The organism is Marinobacterium sp. BA1, from assembly GCF_041155135.1.
GTDB lineage: Bacteria > Pseudomonadota > Gammaproteobacteria > Pseudomonadales > Balneatricaceae > Marinobacterium > Marinobacterium iners.
Window position 1 is genome coordinate 3,263,947 of sequence record NZ_BAAFHC010000001.1, and the last position, 17,662, is coordinate 3,281,608.

General features: G+C 48.1%; 17 protein-coding genes and 1 pseudogene. 7 read left to right on the top strand and 11 right to left on the bottom strand.

Annotated features, from left to right (window positions below):
* The first annotated feature begins 41 nt into the window (after positions 1-41).
* From ACAM29_RS15920 to ACAM29_RS15950, 7 genes are all read left to right on the top strand, one after another.
* The gene (locus tag ACAM29_RS15920) at positions 42-938 is read left to right on the top strand and encodes a LysR family transcriptional regulator (RefSeq protein WP_206837259.1); all 897 of its coding nucleotides are present in this window, start codon (positions 42-44) and stop codon (positions 936-938) included.
* A gap of 147 nt (positions 939-1,085) precedes the next feature.
* Positions 1,086-2,504 carry a cytosine permease gene (locus ACAM29_RS15925; protein ID WP_206837257.1) on the top strand — a complete coding sequence of 473 codons (1,419 nt, stop codon included), beginning with the start codon at positions 1,086-1,088 and terminating at the stop codon, positions 2,502-2,504.
* Positions 2,501-3,571 (top strand): porin, encoded by a 1,071-nt coding sequence (locus ACAM29_RS15930; RefSeq protein WP_369624690.1) that lies wholly within the window; start codon positions 2,501-2,503, stop codon positions 3,569-3,571. Before ACAM29_RS15925 ends, ACAM29_RS15930 begins: the two co-directional genes overlap by 4 nt.
* Positions 3,572-3,727: 156 nt before the next feature.
* Positions 3,728-5,257: a flavin-containing monooxygenase gene (locus ACAM29_RS15935; RefSeq protein ID WP_369624691.1), complete on the top strand. Its 1,530-nt coding sequence runs from the start codon at positions 3,728-3,730 to the stop codon at positions 5,255-5,257.
* Positions 5,238-6,017, top strand: a complete 780-nt coding sequence (locus ACAM29_RS15940) for an SDR family oxidoreductase (protein ID WP_206837247.1) — start codon at positions 5,238-5,240, stop codon at positions 6,015-6,017. The genes ACAM29_RS15935 and ACAM29_RS15940 overlap by 20 nt, the downstream gene beginning before the upstream one ends.
* A gap of 7 nt (positions 6,018-6,024) precedes the next feature.
* Positions 6,025-6,288 (top strand): SemiSWEET family sugar transporter, encoded by a 264-nt coding sequence (locus tag ACAM29_RS15945; protein WP_369624692.1) that lies wholly within the window; start codon positions 6,025-6,027, stop codon positions 6,286-6,288.
* A gap of 38 nt (positions 6,289-6,326) precedes the next feature.
* The gene (locus ACAM29_RS15950) at positions 6,327-7,250 is read left to right on the top strand and encodes a catechol 2,3-dioxygenase (protein ID WP_369624693.1); all 924 of its coding nucleotides are present in this window, start codon (positions 6,327-6,329) and stop codon (positions 7,248-7,250) included.
* A 39-nt stretch (positions 7,251-7,289) separates the two neighbouring features.
* Here the strand turns inward: ACAM29_RS15950 and ACAM29_RS15955 are convergent, their stop codons facing one another.
* From ACAM29_RS15955 to ACAM29_RS16005, 11 genes and pseudogenes are all read right to left on the bottom strand, one after another.
* A complete protein-coding gene (locus ACAM29_RS15955) occupies positions 7,290-8,795 on the bottom strand; it encodes a PAS domain S-box protein (RefSeq protein WP_369624694.1) in 1,506 nt (501 codons plus the stop codon).
* The gene (locus tag ACAM29_RS15960) at positions 8,788-9,402 is read right to left on the bottom strand and encodes a response regulator transcription factor (RefSeq protein WP_369624695.1); all 615 of its coding nucleotides are present in this window, start codon (positions 9,400-9,402) and stop codon (positions 8,788-8,790) included. Before ACAM29_RS15960 ends, ACAM29_RS15955 begins: the two co-directional genes overlap by 8 nt.
* Before the next feature lie 170 nt (positions 9,403-9,572).
* A complete protein-coding gene (locus ACAM29_RS15965; RefSeq protein ID WP_369624696.1) occupies positions 9,573-10,565 on the bottom strand; it encodes a 2Fe-2S iron-sulfur cluster-binding protein in 993 nt (330 codons plus the stop codon).
* Positions 10,558-10,896 (bottom strand): non-heme iron oxygenase ferredoxin subunit, encoded by a 339-nt coding sequence (locus ACAM29_RS15970; RefSeq protein WP_206837220.1) that lies wholly within the window; start codon positions 10,894-10,896, stop codon positions 10,558-10,560. Before ACAM29_RS15970 ends, ACAM29_RS15965 begins: the two co-directional genes overlap by 8 nt.
* Positions 10,893-11,372 (bottom strand): nuclear transport factor 2 family protein, encoded by a 480-nt coding sequence (locus tag ACAM29_RS15975; protein WP_206837217.1) that lies wholly within the window; start codon positions 11,370-11,372, stop codon positions 10,893-10,895. Before ACAM29_RS15975 ends, ACAM29_RS15970 begins: the two co-directional genes overlap by 4 nt.
* A gap of 18 nt (positions 11,373-11,390) precedes the next feature.
* Positions 11,391-11,735 carry a hypothetical protein gene (locus ACAM29_RS15980; RefSeq protein WP_206837215.1) on the bottom strand — a complete coding sequence of 115 codons (345 nt, stop codon included), beginning with the start codon at positions 11,733-11,735 and terminating at the stop codon, positions 11,391-11,393.
* 1 nt (position 11,736) lies between these two features.
* On the bottom strand, positions 11,737-12,945 hold the full coding sequence (locus ACAM29_RS15985) for an SRPBCC family protein (RefSeq protein WP_206837212.1): 1,209 nt from the start codon (positions 12,943-12,945) through the stop codon (positions 11,737-11,739).
* Between the two features lie 13 nt (positions 12,946-12,958).
* A complete protein-coding gene (locus ACAM29_RS15990) occupies positions 12,959-14,293 on the bottom strand; it encodes an acetamidase/formamidase family protein (protein ID WP_369624697.1) in 1,335 nt (444 codons plus the stop codon).
* 272 nt (positions 14,294-14,565) lie between these two features.
* Complete coding sequence (ahpF, locus tag ACAM29_RS15995) at positions 14,566-16,104, bottom strand: alkyl hydroperoxide reductase subunit F (RefSeq protein WP_369624698.1); 1,539 nt, start codon at positions 16,102-16,104, stop codon at positions 14,566-14,568.
* Between the two features lie 281 nt (positions 16,105-16,385).
* A complete protein-coding gene (locus ACAM29_RS16000) occupies positions 16,386-16,616 on the bottom strand; it encodes a DUF2798 domain-containing protein (protein ID WP_242530050.1) in 231 nt (76 codons plus the stop codon).
* Between the two features lie 247 nt (positions 16,617-16,863).
* A pseudogene (locus ACAM29_RS16005) lies at positions 16,864-17,543 on the bottom strand (integrase core domain-containing protein).
* Positions 17,544-17,662 lie beyond the last annotated feature (119 nt).

Sequence of the window (17,662 nt, forward strand, 5' to 3'; positions counted from 1 at the left end):
CTGGCATACAGGGTCTATATCAGACGGGCGGGGAACACAGAATGCGGCACTGGGAAGCAATCGAAGCCTTTGTCGAGGTAGTACAGCAGGGCAGTTTTTCGGCGGCGGCACGCAAGCTCAAGGTCTCGCCATCGCATATCAGCCGGCTGGTAGCCCGGCTGGAGGCTGAATTGAGTACGCCGTTGTTGTATCGCACCACGCGCAAGTTTCGCCTCAGTGAAGCGGGCGAACACTACTTTCAGCACTGCCGTGAACTGCTGCAGGGCTTCAGCGCGGCGGAAGAAGAGCTGTCCAGTTTTCAGGCAGAGCCTTCCGGTACGCTTCGCGTGACCTGTGCCACCACCTTCGGTGAGCGTTTTCTGGCGCCGCAGCTGAACGACTTCATGCTGCAGTACCCGAAAATTAGCCTCGACCTGCACCTGACCAACCGTCAGACCGATCTGATCAGCGAAGGCTATGACCTGGCCGTACGCATGGGCACGCTTAAAGACTCCTCTTTACTGGCGCGACGCCTGTGCGATCGGCGCGAATACCTCTGTGCCAGCGCCAGTTACCTGCAGCGTCACCCTATGCCACATACACTGTCAGAGCTGGGGCGACACAACTGCCTGATGGGGTCCAACAGCTTCTGGCTGTTCAGTGAAAATGGCCAGCGCAAGGAGCTGAAAGCCAGCGGCAACTGGCGTTCCAATTCTGGCCCTGCGCTGCTGGATGCGGTCAGCAAAGGGTTGGGGATCGCCCAACTGCCCGACTATTACGTCGAGCCGGCCCTGAGGCGTGGTGAGCTGATCTCGATGCTGGAACAGTACCGTTACCCCTATAGCGGCGTCTGGCTGGTGTATCCACAGGCGCGACAGCGCTCGCCACGACTGCAGTTGCTGTGTGATTTTCTGATTGAACGTTTCAAGGGCGGATTGCCGTGGTGTGAATGTGAATAAATATACGTACTTATCTAGATAGAATAGATATTATCAACTAAACGAATAGGTATGTTTTCTTACACCCAATAAAAGATAATACCAATTGTATGAGAGGTAGTAATAAAAGATCCTAATTTCTCGCACTAATAATAAAAGGCGAGAAACATGAACGAACTTTCTACAAATACAGATGACCATGCATTGGAAGTGGTACCCGAGTCAGAACGACAGACTTGGTTAAGGCTTTCATGGGGTACTACAGGGATAGTGACGACCCTTGTGCAGCTATTCGTAGGGGCACTGGCGACTTTTGTCGCTGGCTTCTGGATAGGGTTAATATCGGGGATATCAGTGGCTATCGTTGGCGGCTTAATGGGATGGGCTGTCGGCAATGTTGCCTACAAAACAGGGCTGTCGAGTTCAGTGCTCGCACGGTTCCATGGGTTCGGAACCAAAGGGTCCATTATTGTTGCGCTAACATTTGGCTTCATGATAACCGGCTTTATAGCATTAGAAAATGTTCTTCTATACGAAGGTTTTATATTCTGGAGTGGACTGGAAGATAATCCTGAAACAGAGTGGACATTCTATGCCGTTCTATCCATTTTATGGATACTTTTAACAGCATTTGGCTTCAAGGAGGTCACAGCTGTTGCATCGTTGACGTTGATAGCTTTCTTGGGCGTCTTGATCTATCTGATGATAGGAATTGTGCAGAGCTCAGGCCAGTCATGGGTAGAGGTGTTTACCTTTGGGGCTCAGTTACCTCCTGATGCGTTAGCGGCACTGGGCGCTGATACAACTTTTGGAAAATACGCTTTCTGTTTTAATGTCATGATTGGTGCCGCAGGTGCCTTGGCCCTTATCGATGCAGACTTGGGACGGTATTCCAAGTCGAGCAAAGATATCGGTATTGCTGCTGGACTGGGCAATCTTTTCATGAACGTCATCATGCTGGTGGTCGGTGCGGCGGTAATGTATGCCGGCTCTTCCTATCTTATTGATTACTATGTGGGACAGGGTGTTAGCCTCGATGAGGCGAAGCACAAGGTATTAAATAGCCCTCATAGTGTTGCTGCAGCATTCATCATTCTGGGTGGTGTGTTCGGAGCGATTCTACTGTTCCTGGCTCAAGGCAAAGCACAAGTGCTGAATACCTATAGCGCTTCGTTGTCGTTAACAAATATTGCAGATGTGATTTTCGGATGGAGGCCTGGTCGACTTTTTTTTGTAGTAGTGGCCAATATGATTGCTTGCCTTATGATTGCACTCTCAATTTTGGACTGGTTCAGCAATTTTATAACGGTTCTTGGTGTTCTGACCACTTCCATAGCAGCCATCATTATAGCTGATTATTACTTGGTATCAGGAGAGAGAAAAAACATACGTGATAGTAAGGCTTTCAATTGGCCTGGTATTACGACTACTTTTGTATCCTTTGTTTCTGCACATTTAATTCTTGATGACTATATAGAGATTGAGTTTATATCCTCGGTTCTAATAAGTTTCATCCTTTATCCGATGTTAAGTTTTGTTTTTAGTAAAAAAAATAAAGAAGAATCTATTAAAAGGGCTGTGTCATGAGAGCGATAGTAGCAGGTATTAGTTTATTTTATTCTATTCAGTTGATGGCTAATCCGATGCTTTTATTGCAGAGGGACGAATTAACATTGAATGGTTTTTTGATGGTTGATGCTGGCTATACTTATGTTGATAACATCAGTGGAGAATCTGAAACCGACTTTACATCCGGTATGATGTCTCCTAACCTGATTGGGTTAAGCGGCAGTTATAATACGGGTAAAGAAATTGATATTATATTCAATCTCGAGAACCAGTTTAGCTTGGAAGATGGACGGACTGTGGGCGACGATCTATTTAGCAGACAGTCATGGATCGGGCTAAAAACACCTTACGGCTCTATTACTGGCGGAAAGCAGTATGAATTCATGTTCGAATCTCTTTCTGAAAAAAGATGGGGACAAAAACTGAGTGCAGTTTCATTGCATCAGATGCAACAAGGGCCGTATCAAAGTTTTGGTTTTCCTTCGATCGACTTCAATAGAACATCTGGCGCTTTCCGAGTCGAAAGTGCAGTCAAATATGTATCACCTGTCTATAAAGGGATGAGCGCGGGCATCATGTACGGTGATGAGAGTTCGGGTGCAAAAACGTTGAGTACGGGGTTGAACTACGCAAATGAAAATTTGCGTATCAATATGGCTTATACCAAATCGGATGGTTTTCTTGGTTCTCCCAGTGAAGTTGAAAACTATGGTATAGGGTTCGCTATGGATGTCGGTAACCATACATATGATGCGATATATACAAAGACACATAATGAGCTAAACGATGCTGAAGTTGACGTATTTGGTGTAGGAATGCACTCCATGTTGGGAGGGAATTACTTTATATACACAAACTTACAGTATATGGATGGTAATGCTTCAATAGGCAATAGGGATGCAATGCAAATCGGCAGTACTCTGATGTACAAATATAGTCCCAATATAGATTTTTATGGAACTGTTGTGTATCAGGATACGAGCGGAGATGGAACAACACATGCAAATATCACAGCTGTTCCAGGATCTTCCAGTGATGAGAGCCAGCTGCTTACTCGAATTGGGGTGAGATTCATCCTTTTCTAAATAAAGTAAGGTTTGGGTGCTTGTGCACTCAGGCCTTAGCTTTTCGTAAGTGTTAACACCTATTTGGTTAGTTGTTTTCACCAATTAATTTTTATTTCTATCTATAAGATTATAATAAAAAATCCTATAAAACTATAAATAAAAATTGGAACTTTTATGTCAAAACGAGTGGCTGTTATTGGTGCTGGGTTTGCTGGATTATCAACAGGAAAGTTGCTTAAAAACCTTGGCTATGATGTAACCATCTATGAAAAAGACGCTGAGGTCGGAGGTGTTTGGGCTTCATCTCGTCGTTATCCGGGGCTAGGTACTCAGAATCCAGGCTCCACCTATGCACTGTCTGAGCATCCGATGCCAAAGAAGTATCCTGAATGGCCATCTGGCGAACAGATGCAGACGTATTTTGAGTCGTACGTGGATAGGTTTGGATTCAGGGCCATCATCCGGTTCAAAACCGAAGTGGTAAACGCTGAGTATGATCACGGGACCTGGACAATCAATACGAGAGAGACCTCATCCGGAAAAAACGGCGAAGAGGATGTGGAGTATTTTGACTTCCTCATTGTATGTAACGGTATATTTTCGAGTCCTAAAATTCCTCATTTCGATGGCAGTCAGGAGTGGGTTGAGTCTGGCAGAAAGATCATGCATACATCCGATTTCTTGGATATAAATGATGTTAAGGATAAAAAAGTCGTTGTTATAGGATATGGGAAATCATCATGTGATGCAGCTAACTCGATTGCAAAAAAAGCCAAAGAAACCCATGTTGTAGCAAGAAAGATTATTTGGAAAGTCCCTAAAAAAATTGGCGGAATAATTAACTTCAAGCACCTTTTTCTCACGCGTTTAGGTGAAGGGTTGTTCCCCTATATAGAATTAAAAGGCTTCGATAAGGTTATACATGGTGTTGGCAAACCAGTACGAAAAATGCTCCTTACCGCTATAGGTGGCATCATCTCCCGGCAACTAAACTTCAAAAAATGTGGTCTCTATCCATATGGACCTTTGGAAACCATAGCAAGAACCTCTATCAGCCTGGCTACGGATGGTTTTTTTGAAAAAGTTGAAAATGGATCCATAGCGGTTCATCGAGATACGCAGATATCTAAACTGTCTGATGGTGTTGTATATCTTGCCAACGGTGAGAAGATAGAGGCAGACATTATTATTGCAGGGACAGGTTTTCATCAAGAAATTCCATTCTTTAATAAGGATTTGATGCAGAAAGTTACGAAAGAAAATGGAGATTTCAAACTATACAAACAGGTAATACCTGTTGGTGTTCCAGGGCTGGCATTCGTTGGCTATAACTCTTCATTTTTCAGTCAGTTGAGTTGTGAGACAGCAGCAATGTTTGTCTCAGAATATATGCGAGGCGGCCTTAATCTTCCGTCTACTCAAGAGCAAGAAAAATATGTTGAAAAGCGTCTTGAGTGGGCGAAAGAAAGAACGGATGGAAATTATTTCAAAGGAACTTATATCGTGCCTTTCTCATTAAGGCAGATGGATGAACTTCTGGATATGATGAACTTGAAACTGAGTAAGTTCACTCGGTTTATGCAATGGTTTTTTGTTGTTGATCCATCAAAATACAGTGTTTTATACAAAGAATTGGAAAAACGAAACGAGGTTAATAAAACAGTAATAAAAGGGGTTGGCTTGCATGAAGAAGTTGGACGGTAAAGTTGTAATTGTTACGGGTGGAGCTGCTTCGATTGGTGCCGGAATCTCCCGTCATCTTCATGGGCAGGGTGCAAAGGTTGTAATTGCAGCGCGCAGCCGTTCAAAAGGCGAGGCAATGATAGAAGAGCTTGGCGAAAACGCTGCTTTCATCGTTACGGACCTGAAAAAAGATGACGACATTGCTCGCTTGGTGATGGAAACGGTATCACGGTTTGGCAGATTGGATGTCCTTGTCAACAATGCTTGTGCTTATGGTGATGCGGGCAGTGGAACCAGCCGAGAGGTATGGTTGGACACACTCAATGTGAATGTGGTCTCAAATGCGCTCCTGGGAGAGCAGGCCCGGCCTCATTTGCAGAAAAGTAAAGGCGCAATTGTCAATGTCGGCTCCGTCTCTGGACGTTTTCCACATATCGGTCGTTGGGCTTATCCTGTTTCCAAGGCGGCTCTCAGACATTTGACAAAGAGTCAGGCCGTAGAATATGCCGCAGATGGTATACGGGTGAACCTTGCGATGCTGGGCCATATTTGGTCAGATCCCATCGCCCAGCTATGCTCGGGAGACCGAGAAAAAGCGGATCGTATGGCTTCTCCTTACAACCTTTTCTCACGTGTTGCCGACCCCACCGAGGTAGCCCAAGTGGTTGCATTTCTGGCGTCCAGAGAAGCCTCATACATTACTGGCAGCGAAATTGCGGTTGATGGTGGCTACAGTGCGCTTGGTCCTGAGCAGTATAGGCCGCTGACGATACCGGAGTGATGCCCGTATGAATATGAGCACTGAGTTGATCGGTATGGTGGCAGGGGGGTTGAGTACAGCAGCATTTCTGCCTCAGGCATTGCGAATTTGGATGACAAAAAATGCTCGTGATATCTCGCTATTGACCTATTGTATTTTGGGATTGGGTAATGTTTTTTGGATAATATATGGTATTGAAAAATCATCCCTTTCATTAGTTTTCACCAATAGTTTTATATTGATCACAGCATTGGTGATCGTCTATATGAAGTATTTCATTATTAAAGACTGAAATGCTGATATAAACAAAAATAATGAGGTATTTTGAATATGAACAAAGGTGTCATACGTCCGGGGCATGTGCAATTGCGTGTTTTGGATATGGGTGAAGCGCTTGAACATTATGTTCAACTTCTGGGGTTAATTGAAACGGACCGAGATGATACTGGCAGGGTTTACTTGAAGGCCTGGACGGAGGTTGATCACTTCTCGGTAGTGCTCAGGGAGGCTGAGATTCCTGGGATGGACTTCATGGGTTTCAAGGTTCTCAACGAAGAAGTGTTGGATCGATTGAAGCTGGATTTGGAAGCCAAAGGCTATCCAGTGGAAGATATTGTTCCCGATGAACTGAAGCACTGTGGAAGGCGAGTTCGTTTTCAGGCACCAACAGGACATACTTTCGAGCTTTTTGCATCCAAAAAGCAAAGTGGCCGCTATGGTGTAGGTAACCACAACCCGGAAGCCTGGCCTCGAGGCCTAAAGGGGATGAAAGCACAGCGGTTCGATCATTGCTTACTGTATGGTGACGAACTGGAAGCGACGTATGCGCTGTTCAAGGATGTGCTCGGTTTTAACTTGTGTGAGCAGGTTGTTGAACCGGATGGCACACGGGTGGCTATGTTTCTGACTACATCGATGAAAGCACACGATATTGCGTTCATCAAACACCCCGAGAAAAACAAGTTCCATCATGCCTCATTCCTGTTGGAAACCTGGGAGGAGGTTCTGCGTGCGGGAGATCTTCTATCCATGACCGATACATCATTGGATATAGGTCCCACACGACATGGCATTACTCATGGGCAGACCATCTATTTCTTTGACCCCTCGGGCAATCGAAATGAGGTGTTCTGTGGCGGGGACTACTACTATCCTGATCATGAACCGATCACTTGGGATGCTGAGCAACTTGGCAAAGCCATCTTTTATCATGATCGTCAGCTCAATGAACGGTTTTTGACCGTATTGACATAATCATGTCATGGATACGGGCATAGTACTCGCTGTTGAGGACTATGCCCGTGCCACCGGAATCAGGAAGGATGCTCGTGTACCTCGGTAGCCGTCCTCTCGTGCCGTAATGGTGAGTTTTCCTCTGTGCGACTTCATGATTTTTCTGCATAGAGATAAACCGAGACCCAGGCCGCCTTCTTTGGTTGTATAGAAAGACTTCTCAATTTTGTGTGATATCATCTCTTCTGGCGGGCCTATGCCGCGGTCGTAGATTGAGACTTCGACCCAGTCGGATGCATGATCAAAGACATGGATATCAATGGATTGGCTGGCAACATCCAGCCCCTTCATCGAATCGAGCGCATTCGAGATCAGGTTAGAGATTACTTGCTGAATCAAGATCTCATCGCATAAGACTTTTTTATCAGTCGTAATGTTTATGTCGCATCTGGCGAGTCTGTTCTTTATTTGCGCATTGATGATGTCTTTTGCATTCTCTATAACTTCTTTTATGGAGATGAGTTTTGGGCTTTGCTCACTATTTTTGGTAAAATTCTTAATAACAGTCACAACTTTACCGGCCCGCTCCAGTTCGTTCTGTGCCATCTCCAGGCCATAGATAATATCCTTGCGGGAAAAGTTTTCTCGAGACAGTCGGTTGCGGCAACCTGCAAAATAGTTGACGGCGGCGCAAAGGGGCTGGTTGATCTCATGAGCAATAGCAGCGGTTACCTCTCCGGCTATCGAGAGCCTAGCAAGGTGATTCAGGTTGCGGTCTTTCTCTCGATCTTCCTCCTCTCTACGCAGGCGCTCGGTGACATCTCTGAAATTCAACAGAACGTAGTTAAAGCGGAGATTACCAAGGAAGTTCTTGAAATAGACTTCATGATTGCGCCACTGACCGCTGTTATTTTTAACACGAATTGAGATGGAGCCGGAGCGAAAGGGAGAGCCTTTTATTGAAAGGCGTTCTAACATTTTGTTGACATATATGAGGTCTTGGGGGTGAATAAATTCAACGATATTTCTACCTGTCAATGAGCGAGCGGTGCGACCTGTTATAAGTTTGATGGACTCGCTGAGGAATTCGATTCTGCCTTTTTGGTCAATCAGAGCGATGCCATCAGAAGATATACTCATCAGGCGCCTGAAGTATTTATTTCTTTCCCTCAGTTTCTGCTCGGCAACTTTACGAACTGTGATGTCTCGTGTCATTGCAAGCACGAGCTTGCTTGACTTAGAGCCTAATCTTTTTAAGTTTACTTCAACTGGGATATACCCATTTTTATGTGTGCTAATTTCCCATTCAAATGTTAGCAGTATATTTTCCTCAAACGCCTTCCTTATTTTTCTGAGTGCATTGTCATGGTTATAATGTTCGTTACCCTTTGCGAGATTACCAACCTTCATGCCAACAATTTCATCTGAGGTCATGCCATAGAGCTCGCAGGCCCTTTTGTTAACCTTTAATATGTCACCGGTCTCGGCACAATGAATGATCATTGCATCATTAGCGAATTCGAATATTTCCTTATATGAGAATTCAAGATCTTTTGTATTAATCATTTTTTAAACTGTCGAAGTAAATTTTGGTGAGCTCAGCAACACTTTTTGTATTCAGTTTCTTTCTAATATTTGTGCGATGCACTTCAACGGTTTTGTAACTTATCTCCAGAGAGCGGGCAATCTCTTTACTGGATAAACCCTCTGCCACGAATCGGAGGATTTCAGTTTCTCGATCTGTCAGTAGATGTATGGTGCTTGCCTTTTGCTGAGACTGAACGCGGTCAAGCCTGTCGATTCGGCTTCTGATGGAACGGTTTATTTTGTCAAGTAAAATTTGGTCATTTACAGGTTTTTGAAGAAAGTCATCGGCACCACTTTTGATCACCGATATCGCTTGGGGAATGTCGCCGTGGCCGGAAAGAAAAATGATAGGTAGATCAATGCCACGATCGTTGAGTTCATCTTGAAGTTCACAGCCACTCATTAGAGGCATGCGAAGATCAAGAATCATACAACCTATATCCACGACACCGATTTTTTCAAAGTGATTGATTACTTCCAGACCATTATGGAAGACTATGACGGTATAGCCCAGTGGCTCAAGGAGCCACTGCAGAGATTTCGATACGGACTCGTCGTCATCGACAACATAGACTGTATATGACATGGATAGTTCCAAAGAAAGTATTATAATTATTATGGATTGATTTTTTTCATAATACTATGACTGAGGTGGATGTCAAACTATCGATAGGTCGGTGGTATAAAAACTTATAATTACCCCTAAATCTTAAAGTTTTTAAATTGATGAAAAAACCGGCTTTACCGGTCATTCAATTAGAAAAAACGATCATAATATAGTTGTCCCATCGGGAAACCGATTGTGTGCAAGGTCGACTCAAGTGCAGTGGTCATGGCGGGAGGGCCTGCGCAGTAAATATCATATTCAGACAACTGCTGCCCCATACGCTCCAACATGACTTGGTGGACAAAACCGTTATCGGCTGACCCCGAGGAGGTTTCGTCCGATACAGCAGCGGTATATTGAATAATCCCCGTGCTATCTCCGACAAGCCTGCGAAACTGATCAAGTTTCAATATATCTTCATGTCGTTGACCGCCAAAGAAGAAGTACAGTTTTCGCTTAATGCCGGCCTGTACATGAGCCCGTGCAATTGAAATCATGGGCGCAAGACCCGATCCTCCCGCCACACATATGATGTCTCGCGGACTGGTTCTGCAGTAGGCGATGCCATAGGGGCCATCAAGGCTGACTTCGGTATCGGTATCGTAACGTATATCAAAAAGTGCCTGGGTGACGTGTCCACCTGGTACCTGTTTGATGAAAAATTCAACGCCTGACTGATCATCCGCCAGGTTGGCCATCGAGTAAGCACGTACATCGCCTTCAGGCAGTGTGAGGAGTGTGTATTGACCCGGTAGAAAATCCATCGGGGTATCGGGTTTGAATTTGAACGCTCTGATGTTATGAGTGAGCGTTTCGATCGATACAAGTTTGGCCTGCTGTATGGCCGGCTTATGTAAAGGGGTGTATAGAGGATCGGGCGACACCTTGATTTTAAGATCGGACATGGGCCTGCATTGGCACGCCAGCTTGCGCCCCTTGCGTTTGTCGCGATCTGACAGACCCGCGGCATCCGGGTTCAGCTCCTCGACCTCACCCTCCTCGAGGATGAATTTGCAGGTCCCACAGCCGCCTGAGTTGCATTCATAGGGTAAACCTACACCTTGACGCAGAGCGCCCTGCACCAGGGTATCGTCCTCATTGCATAGAAACAGCTCACCGCTTGGTAAATATACTTTATGCATGTTCGTTCACCATATACAGCTTATCTTCAATGACTTTGGTACGGTAAACCTTCATTGGTATCGTACAGGGTGCGGCTGTTGGCTCCCCTGTCACAAAGCTAAAGGCGCCGGCATGAAATGGACATTCCACTTCATCGCCATCGATCTCACCTTCACATAAAGACGCATCGCCGTGTGAGCATTTGTCATCCATTACGTAAAATTGGCCTTCGTACTTGAAGACGGCAACATTAGCGCGGTCGTCGAATGGGATCAGCAGGCCCGAATCCTCTTGTGGCTCTGTAATGTCACAGAGAAGAATGTAATTCTCGTTTGCGGCTGTAGATGTCATTCATATTCCTTCTTCATCGGTAGCGGGGTGTACTCACAGCTCACTTGTAGGTCAAGTTCAACCTGGTTAAACAGCCAGCGCCCCTGTTCTCGGATCAGTGCTGCACGGTAAAATCCGGCCAGCATTTTATCTTTGGTAGCTTGCTGTGTAGGCTCTGCCACACGGGCCAGTTCCCACAAAGGCCAATGGGCCTCTGCAGTTTTACGATCAGGGTGAATGTGAATCCAGGGGGTGGCCATGGCATGAAAGCTCCATACGATGGTCTGCTCAGCGATGGCTGACAAAGCGTGAGCAATATTCTCATCGCCATGAAACTCACCAAACCCATCGCAGGACCAAACCGCGTCAGATGAGAACAGAGGTTTCATGATGGCGGCGCTGTTTCTCTGATCCGCGCCGATTCCATATTGTGCGATTATGTTTCGTATCTGTTCTGCCGACATTAGAAAGTCGAGTGTAGCGCTGTGATCAGTCATGCCATGGCCTGTTAATAATCAGACGTTGATTTGGTTGCCGTGCTCTGCTTCGAACCGTGCTTCCTCAAAGGAAAACGGAACATGATTTGAGCCCTTATACAACTCAACATGAGGCGCGACTTCAGCCAGACTGAGTGACATCCAATAGAGTGGATGCAACTCCTCTGGAAGCTGACCATATGGGTGTTGGTCAAGCGTTGAAAGAAGCCCTTCCATCTGAGGCATGATGGCGTCATAAAAGGCTGTCAGCTCCTCTGGAGTGGAATGAACCCTTTCTTGCTGACGCTTACTTTCGGTACTTAAAGCCCATTTAGCGCTAAATGGCTCAAGGCTGCTGAACTGATTGGGAAGTGTATTTGACATTTCAAACCTCTTTATTGAGATATTTTTCCAGTACGTGGTAGCCATGGCGCAACAGAATTTCTTCATCCTGAAGATGCATCACTTTCTTTGATCCGGAGAGGAGTGCCGCCTGGGTATCTTCCATCGTGGCGGTATCTTCCAGCCAGGCGTTGCGCTGCAAGGTGACAGCAAATTGTTGTGCCCAGCGCTCGGCGTAGGAGTTCACTTTCGGCAAGTAGTACTTACCTTCCCAACGGGTCTTATTTGGACCCATCGGCCAGAACTGGTGGGTAAACCACACGCCTTCACTGATATGGATCAGCAGGTTCGGGAACAGAACCGATAACTCGAATGCAAAGTCATCACGGTTGGATGGATTCACGGTTTCAGGCAGCATGGTGCGGGCTTTGAAGTTGACCAAAGACGCGCCTGTAATAGAGTTTGAGAGAGCCGCCGCAGGTTTGGGTGACGCATTGTTGGTCAGACAAACCGCAGCGGTGCGGTGGTCTCCAAACAGTTCGACGTCCTGCAAACCTGAGCCGAACACATTGGGGAACGAGCCGGCATGGATTGTTTCAACATGATAGGCTTCAGCGAATGCATCGTGAGCAACTTTCCAGTTGCACTCAAGAACGGTGTTGTATGAGAAAACGTCCGACATTTGCTCATATGGGTAACCTTTCAGGTGCTTGCCCATGTCACCCAGATACTGTTCGAGGGGCTCGGTTGCCGTATCGTCCAGATTGACGAAGATAAAGCCTTCCCACACTTCTGTGCGGATCTTTGCCAGGCCGTTCTCTTCACGAACAAAACAGGGATGAAACTTGTTCTCTTCAGGTACATTGACCAGATCGCCCTTGGCGTCATATACCCAACCGTGGAATCGGCAGGTCACAACTGCAGCACGGCTGCTTCCAAAGGTTTCTTCCCCACCGGTTTCAACAACCACTTTGTTCCCGCGATGGGAGCACGTATTGTGGAATCCACGAATTTGATCGTCTTTACCGCGGATCAAAATAACGGAAGTATTGGCAAAGCTGAGTTTTTTGACCTTGTAGTCACCCTTGTTTGGGATCTCTTCAACACGCCCTACTTTAAGCCATGTTTTTTTGAAGACCTTTTCCACCTCCTGATCATATATTTTCGGTGAAATACACGGGTCAATTGGAATAGGGCCACCGCCCAGCTCCGGAAATTTCTCGTCCCAACGCAGAGATACTTTTTGATTCATGTCGTCTTACTCCTTATAAATTATATTTCTGACGCACCAGGTGCCCGATTCCCATTCGGTCGAGAATATCGAGTGGGCACAAGAAAGTTACTCGAACAGCTCCCGGCAAACGGCTAATCTCGATTGAACCGTTGATGGTTGCGCGGTTTAGAATTTCCTCGTAAGGAATCCCCGTTGCTTTTGAAGCCCGTCTTAGTCCGATCTCAGTGGCTTCGTTCAGGTTTTCGCCGGTACCAATAAACGTGACAGGGCCACTTTTTTCGATATGATCCTGGCCCCAGTGCTGGGCTAATGTTTTGATCTTTTCGCGCTCTTCAGCATTTAACGGAACAGCCATGGGAGGCAGGTCTTCAATATTTTGAAGCAAAATAGGGCCTTCCAGCTCCAGCCCTTTGATCACCTCTACACTGAGCTCTGTTTCACCTGATACATCTGTGGCATGTCCGGCAATTTCACCGTTGCCTTGCTGTGCATGCATATCGCCCAAGTAGATGCCGGCACCTTTTATCTTGACTGGGCAGATGAGGATCGCTCCTTCCCGTACCGAGTTTGTGTCCATGTGTCCGTCGGTTTTGGCTGCGTACAATTCCTCTTTGCTCAAGCCATATTTATGTGGCGCATCAATCAGGAACTTGCCAAAATCGCCACAGTTATGGGAATCGGGCAGATCACGAGAGGGGGTCGTGCCGATATTACCCAAGAAAGGGATCATACGTGCCGCTACACCTGGCATGTCGGCCCGTGCTAATGACAGAATGGAGTGCTGGGCCGATGCTTCCGGCAGTCTGGAGATCTCCGGTGCCTTGCCAGCCAGCCTGTTGGCGATCTCTTGATTGACAGTCAGGCTAAGCTTGTTTTTCTCATCCAGGACGATGACGTAACCGTTGCTGAAGCGGAAAGCACTGACCTCCGCGCCGCACACATCACAATGAATCGCGTCATCACCAATGCCTTCAACATGGCTGGCAGGTTGTTCAGTGCCACAGCTGGAGCAGTACTTAGCGACAAAGGGGTCTCCGTGATAACGACCTTCAACAAATTCCATAACACCGGAAGAGGTCGCCAGGGAAGTGACTGTGATTCGGTCGATTGTTAATGCCACTGCATCGCCCACGTCGGCACCTTCTACGGCGACCGGCAGGGTAACTTCATGCCCACCCTGGAATGCGGGGGTTATCATGGGTCCCCAGCAACCGGGTGGAGTGCCAGCTTGGATCTTGCCGCCGTTTTTTACGGGCCCAAGCATCTCTTTGCTTGGGCCAATAATGCCGCCGGAGTACTCGTAGATGGATACAGAATCAAGTGCTTCTGAGGACGTGCTGTCCTGTGTCAGGCTATGTTTGTTCATGTGGAGTATTCCTTTTTCTCAGCTTCTATCATCTAAGGCATAGGAATACATTCTTCATAATTGGCCCAAGCTTGATACTGGGGTGAGCTTGTAATATTTAGGTGTAAATACCTATTTAGGCTGCCACAAGTAGTTTATTTTGCCTTCGCAAGACAAGGGTGAGGTCAATCGTGCGTTGGGTAGGACGCAGTATAGTGATAGAAAACCGCCCCGAAGGGCGGTGGAAGTCAGCAAAACGCTGAAGAGAGATAGAGTTCGCTTTGAAGGGGCGATCAGTTGCGGATCAGGTGATCGAAGGCACCCAGCGCAGCCGTTGCACCTGATCCCATCGAGATGATGATCTGCTTGTACGGTGTGGCGGTCACGTCGCCCGCCGCGAACACACCCGGCATGGAGGTGGCGCCGTGGCTGTCGATGACGATCTCGCCGCGCTCGGTCAGCTCCAGGCTGTTTTTCAGCCACTCGCTGTTCGGCACCAGACCGATCTGGACGAAGATACCGGCCACATCCACCACATGAGACTCATCGGTCTTGCGGTCCTTGTATTTCAGGCCGATCACCTTGTTGCCGTCACCCAGAACCTCGGTGGTCATCGCCTGCTTGATAATCTTGATGTTGGGCAGAGACTCTGCCTTCTTCACCAGCACGCTGTCGGCGCGCAGGGTGTCGGAGAATTCCAGTACGGTTACGTCCTTGACGATGCCGGCCAGGTCGATCGCCGCTTCGATGCCGGAGTTGCCGCCACCGATCACCGCCACGCTTTTGCCCTTGAACAGCGGGCCGTCGCAGTGCGGACAGTAGGCCACGCCCTTGCCACGGTATTCCTGCTCGCCCGGTACGTTCATTTCACGCCAGCGAGCGCCGGTGGCCAGAATCACGCTGCGGCTTTTAAGGGTCGCACCGCTGGCAAGTTCCACCTCGATCAGCTCGCCCTTGCGCAATTTGGCGGCGGACTGCTCGGTGATCACCTCGACTTCATACTCTTTAACGTGCTGCTCCAGGCTGGCGACCAGTTTCGGGCCTTCTGTGTAGGGCACGGAGATGAAGTTTTCGATACCGACGGTATCCATCACCTGACCGCCAAAGCGCTCGGCCACCACACCGGTACGGATGCCCTTGCGTGCGGCGTAGATCGCAGCAGAGGCACCGGCCGGGCCACCGCCCACCACCAGCACTTCGTAAGGCTCGCGCTCGTTCAGCTCAGCCGCTTTCTTTTCGGCGGCGCCGGTATCCAGCTTGTTGACGATCTCCGGCAGCGTCATGCGGCCCTGACCAAAGTGTTCGCCGTTCAGATAGACGGACGGAACGGCCATGATCTGACGTTCTTCAACTTCTTTCTGGAACAGGGCACCGTCGATCATGGTGTGGGTGATGTTCGGGTTCAGCACCGCCATCAGGTTCAATGCCTGTACCACGTCCGGGCAGTTCTGGCATGACAGCGAGATGTAGGTCTCGAAGTGGAACTCACCTTTCAGGTTGCGGATCTGTTCCTGCAGCGCGGCATCAGCCTTGGACGGGTGGCCCCCGGCCTGCAGCAGCGCCAGTACTAGCGAGGTGAACTCATGGCCCATGGGGATGCCGGCGAAGTTGACGCGCGGTGCCTGACCGGCGGCGCCTACGGCCATGCTCGGTGCGCGACGATCGCTGCCAGCCTTCACACTGATCTGGTCAGACAGCTCGGCGATCTCATGTGTCAGATCCGCCAGTTCCTTGGACTTGTCGCTGTCATTGGTGGTCAGTGTCAGCTCGATCGGGGTAACAATGTTCTTCAGGTAGGTGTTCAACTGCTGCTTCAGATTGGTATCCAACATGTGCGTCATCTCTCGGTAAAGTTATATGTTGCGACCGTCCGCCTGTCCTGTGGATCTCCCGTTCGGCGTTGGGCGCATTTCGAATATGGAGCTATGGTATCGAGCGGCAATGAATGTGTGAAATTAATCGTAATTAATGGTTCGATAGCTTTTATATATTACAGGCTCTGGCCTGGCCAAGATGACAAGAAGAGGCAGTTGGATGGATTGAAGGTTAGGCTGTGCCAAGGGGACAAAAGCCTGCAAGGTGCAGGCTCGAGGGGCAAACTCAGTACACTGATTTAATGAGGCAGGCTGCAAATCCGACCGGCCAGCATCTGCATGCGCTTGGGCAGCACATAAATCAGCGGAAACGCGATCGGCCAGGCAATCAGAATCGCCATGCCCCAACGTGACGAGAAGCCTTCGGTGAAACCGGTGTTGATGGCGGTGATCACAAACGTCATCAGGGTAACCATGACCATCGACATCAGTAGTGTGGTGACCAGACGGGTGTAGCGTTGTGACAGCACAGTAAGCTCCTGCTTGGTAAAGTAATGAACCGATTTGATTAGCTACGGCGTGACTATTGCGTTGGATTACTTATTAGTCGTTATGCATATTCTAATGTGAGTGACTGACAAACACAAAACAGCTGGGCAGGGCGTAACGCGATAGGGCTCGTTTAACGTTGTTTATGGGACATTAATATTCGATATATTAATGGGCTGGCGCTCATGATTGCCGGCTCCTTGTTCCTAGTGCTGCTACCTGTGAATACTAAACACGTTGTTCACGCAGCTTCGGTATTCGAGACACCGGTGGTAGATTTCCGATACTGCCATGCGGACGTTGTTTATTGTAGTGATTGATCCAGTCTGTCAGTGCCCAAGTCCTTAATATGTCGTTTGCGTAGGGCACCGCATATGCCCATTCCCGGATCATTGTTTGTATAAAACGCTCCGCCTTGCCGTTCGTTCTGGGCGCGTATGGACGCACTCATAACCCGCACCTAGCGTGTTCTGACGACGGTCGTTTGTTACGCGGTGACCAGGCCTCTCGAAGCGAGGCAGCTTCTTGATATCCATATGCAGCATGTCACCCGGCTTGGGGTGCTCGTAGCGCTGCACAGGTTGCACCGGCTCCAGGTGTGAGGCGCGATTGAGCTTCAGTCGACGCAGTACCGCTGTCACGGTGGAGTACGCCAGACTCAGTGCCTGTGCGATTTGCTTGGTGGTCCATTTGAGCGTCAGACGCATCTTCTGTATCAGCTCAACCCATTATTGTTTCGGCATCTGCCTCGGTGGGGCGTGGGGACGGCTGGATGCTGACTCAAGACCTGCTTCACCTGCCTCTCGATAGCGAGCAAGCAACTTATACACCGTACGCCTACTGATACCGAATGTGTGGGCGATATCCATGATGGATTGTTGCTGACGTATCGCGTGATCAACGATCAGGGCTCAAATATGGGGCGTGGTTCGTGCATTTTTATGGGGGTTGTTCATGTCGGTTGTTCTGTGCTGTTTGTTTGGCAATAACCAGCATCTCGAACTTAACCGGCGTGAACAACCTCCTT

Coding starts and splice junctions, on each gene's coding strand:
- ACAM29_RS15950 (WP_369624693.1), top strand. CDS start 6,327: ATGAACAAAGGTGTCATACGTCCGGGGCATGTGCAATTGCGTGTTTTG.
- ACAM29_RS15955 (WP_369624694.1), bottom strand. CDS start 8,795: ATGATTAATACAAAAGATCTTGAATTCTCATATAAGGAAATATTCGAA.
- ACAM29_RS15985 (WP_206837212.1), bottom strand. CDS start 12,945: ATGAATCAAAAAGTATCTCTGCGTTGGGACGAGAAATTTCCGGAGCTG.
- ACAM29_RS15980 (WP_206837215.1), bottom strand. CDS start 11,735: ATGTCAAATACACTTCCCAATCAGTTCAGCAGCCTTGAGCCATTTAGC.
- ACAM29_RS15975 (WP_206837217.1), bottom strand. CDS start 11,372: ATGACTGATCACAGCGCTACACTCGACTTTCTAATGTCGGCAGAACAG.
- ACAM29_RS15990 (WP_369624697.1), bottom strand. CDS start 14,293: ATGAACAAACATAGCCTGACACAGGACAGCACGTCCTCAGAAGCACTT.
- ACAM29_RS15965 (WP_369624696.1), bottom strand. CDS start 10,565: ATGCATAAAGTATATTTACCAAGCGGTGAGCTGTTTCTATGCAATGAG.
- ACAM29_RS15920 (WP_206837259.1), top strand. CDS start 42: ATGCGGCACTGGGAAGCAATCGAAGCCTTTGTCGAGGTAGTACAGCAG.
- ACAM29_RS15925 (WP_206837257.1), top strand. CDS start 1,086: ATGAACGAACTTTCTACAAATACAGATGACCATGCATTGGAAGTGGTA.
- ACAM29_RS15935 (WP_369624691.1), top strand. CDS start 3,728: ATGTCAAAACGAGTGGCTGTTATTGGTGCTGGGTTTGCTGGATTATCA.
- ahpF (WP_369624698.1), bottom strand. CDS start 16,104: ATGTTGGATACCAATCTGAAGCAGCAGTTGAACACCTACCTGAAGAAC.
- ACAM29_RS15970 (WP_206837220.1), bottom strand. CDS start 10,896: ATGACATCTACAGCCGCAAACGAGAATTACATTCTTCTCTGTGACATT.
- ACAM29_RS15945 (WP_369624692.1), top strand. CDS start 6,025: ATGAATATGAGCACTGAGTTGATCGGTATGGTGGCAGGGGGGTTGAGT.
- ACAM29_RS15930 (WP_369624690.1), top strand. CDS start 2,501: ATGAGAGCGATAGTAGCAGGTATTAGTTTATTTTATTCTATTCAGTTG.
- ACAM29_RS15940 (WP_206837247.1), top strand. CDS start 5,238: ATGAAGAAGTTGGACGGTAAAGTTGTAATTGTTACGGGTGGAGCTGCT.
- ACAM29_RS15960 (WP_369624695.1), bottom strand. CDS start 9,402: ATGTCATATACAGTCTATGTTGTCGATGACGACGAGTCCGTATCGAAA.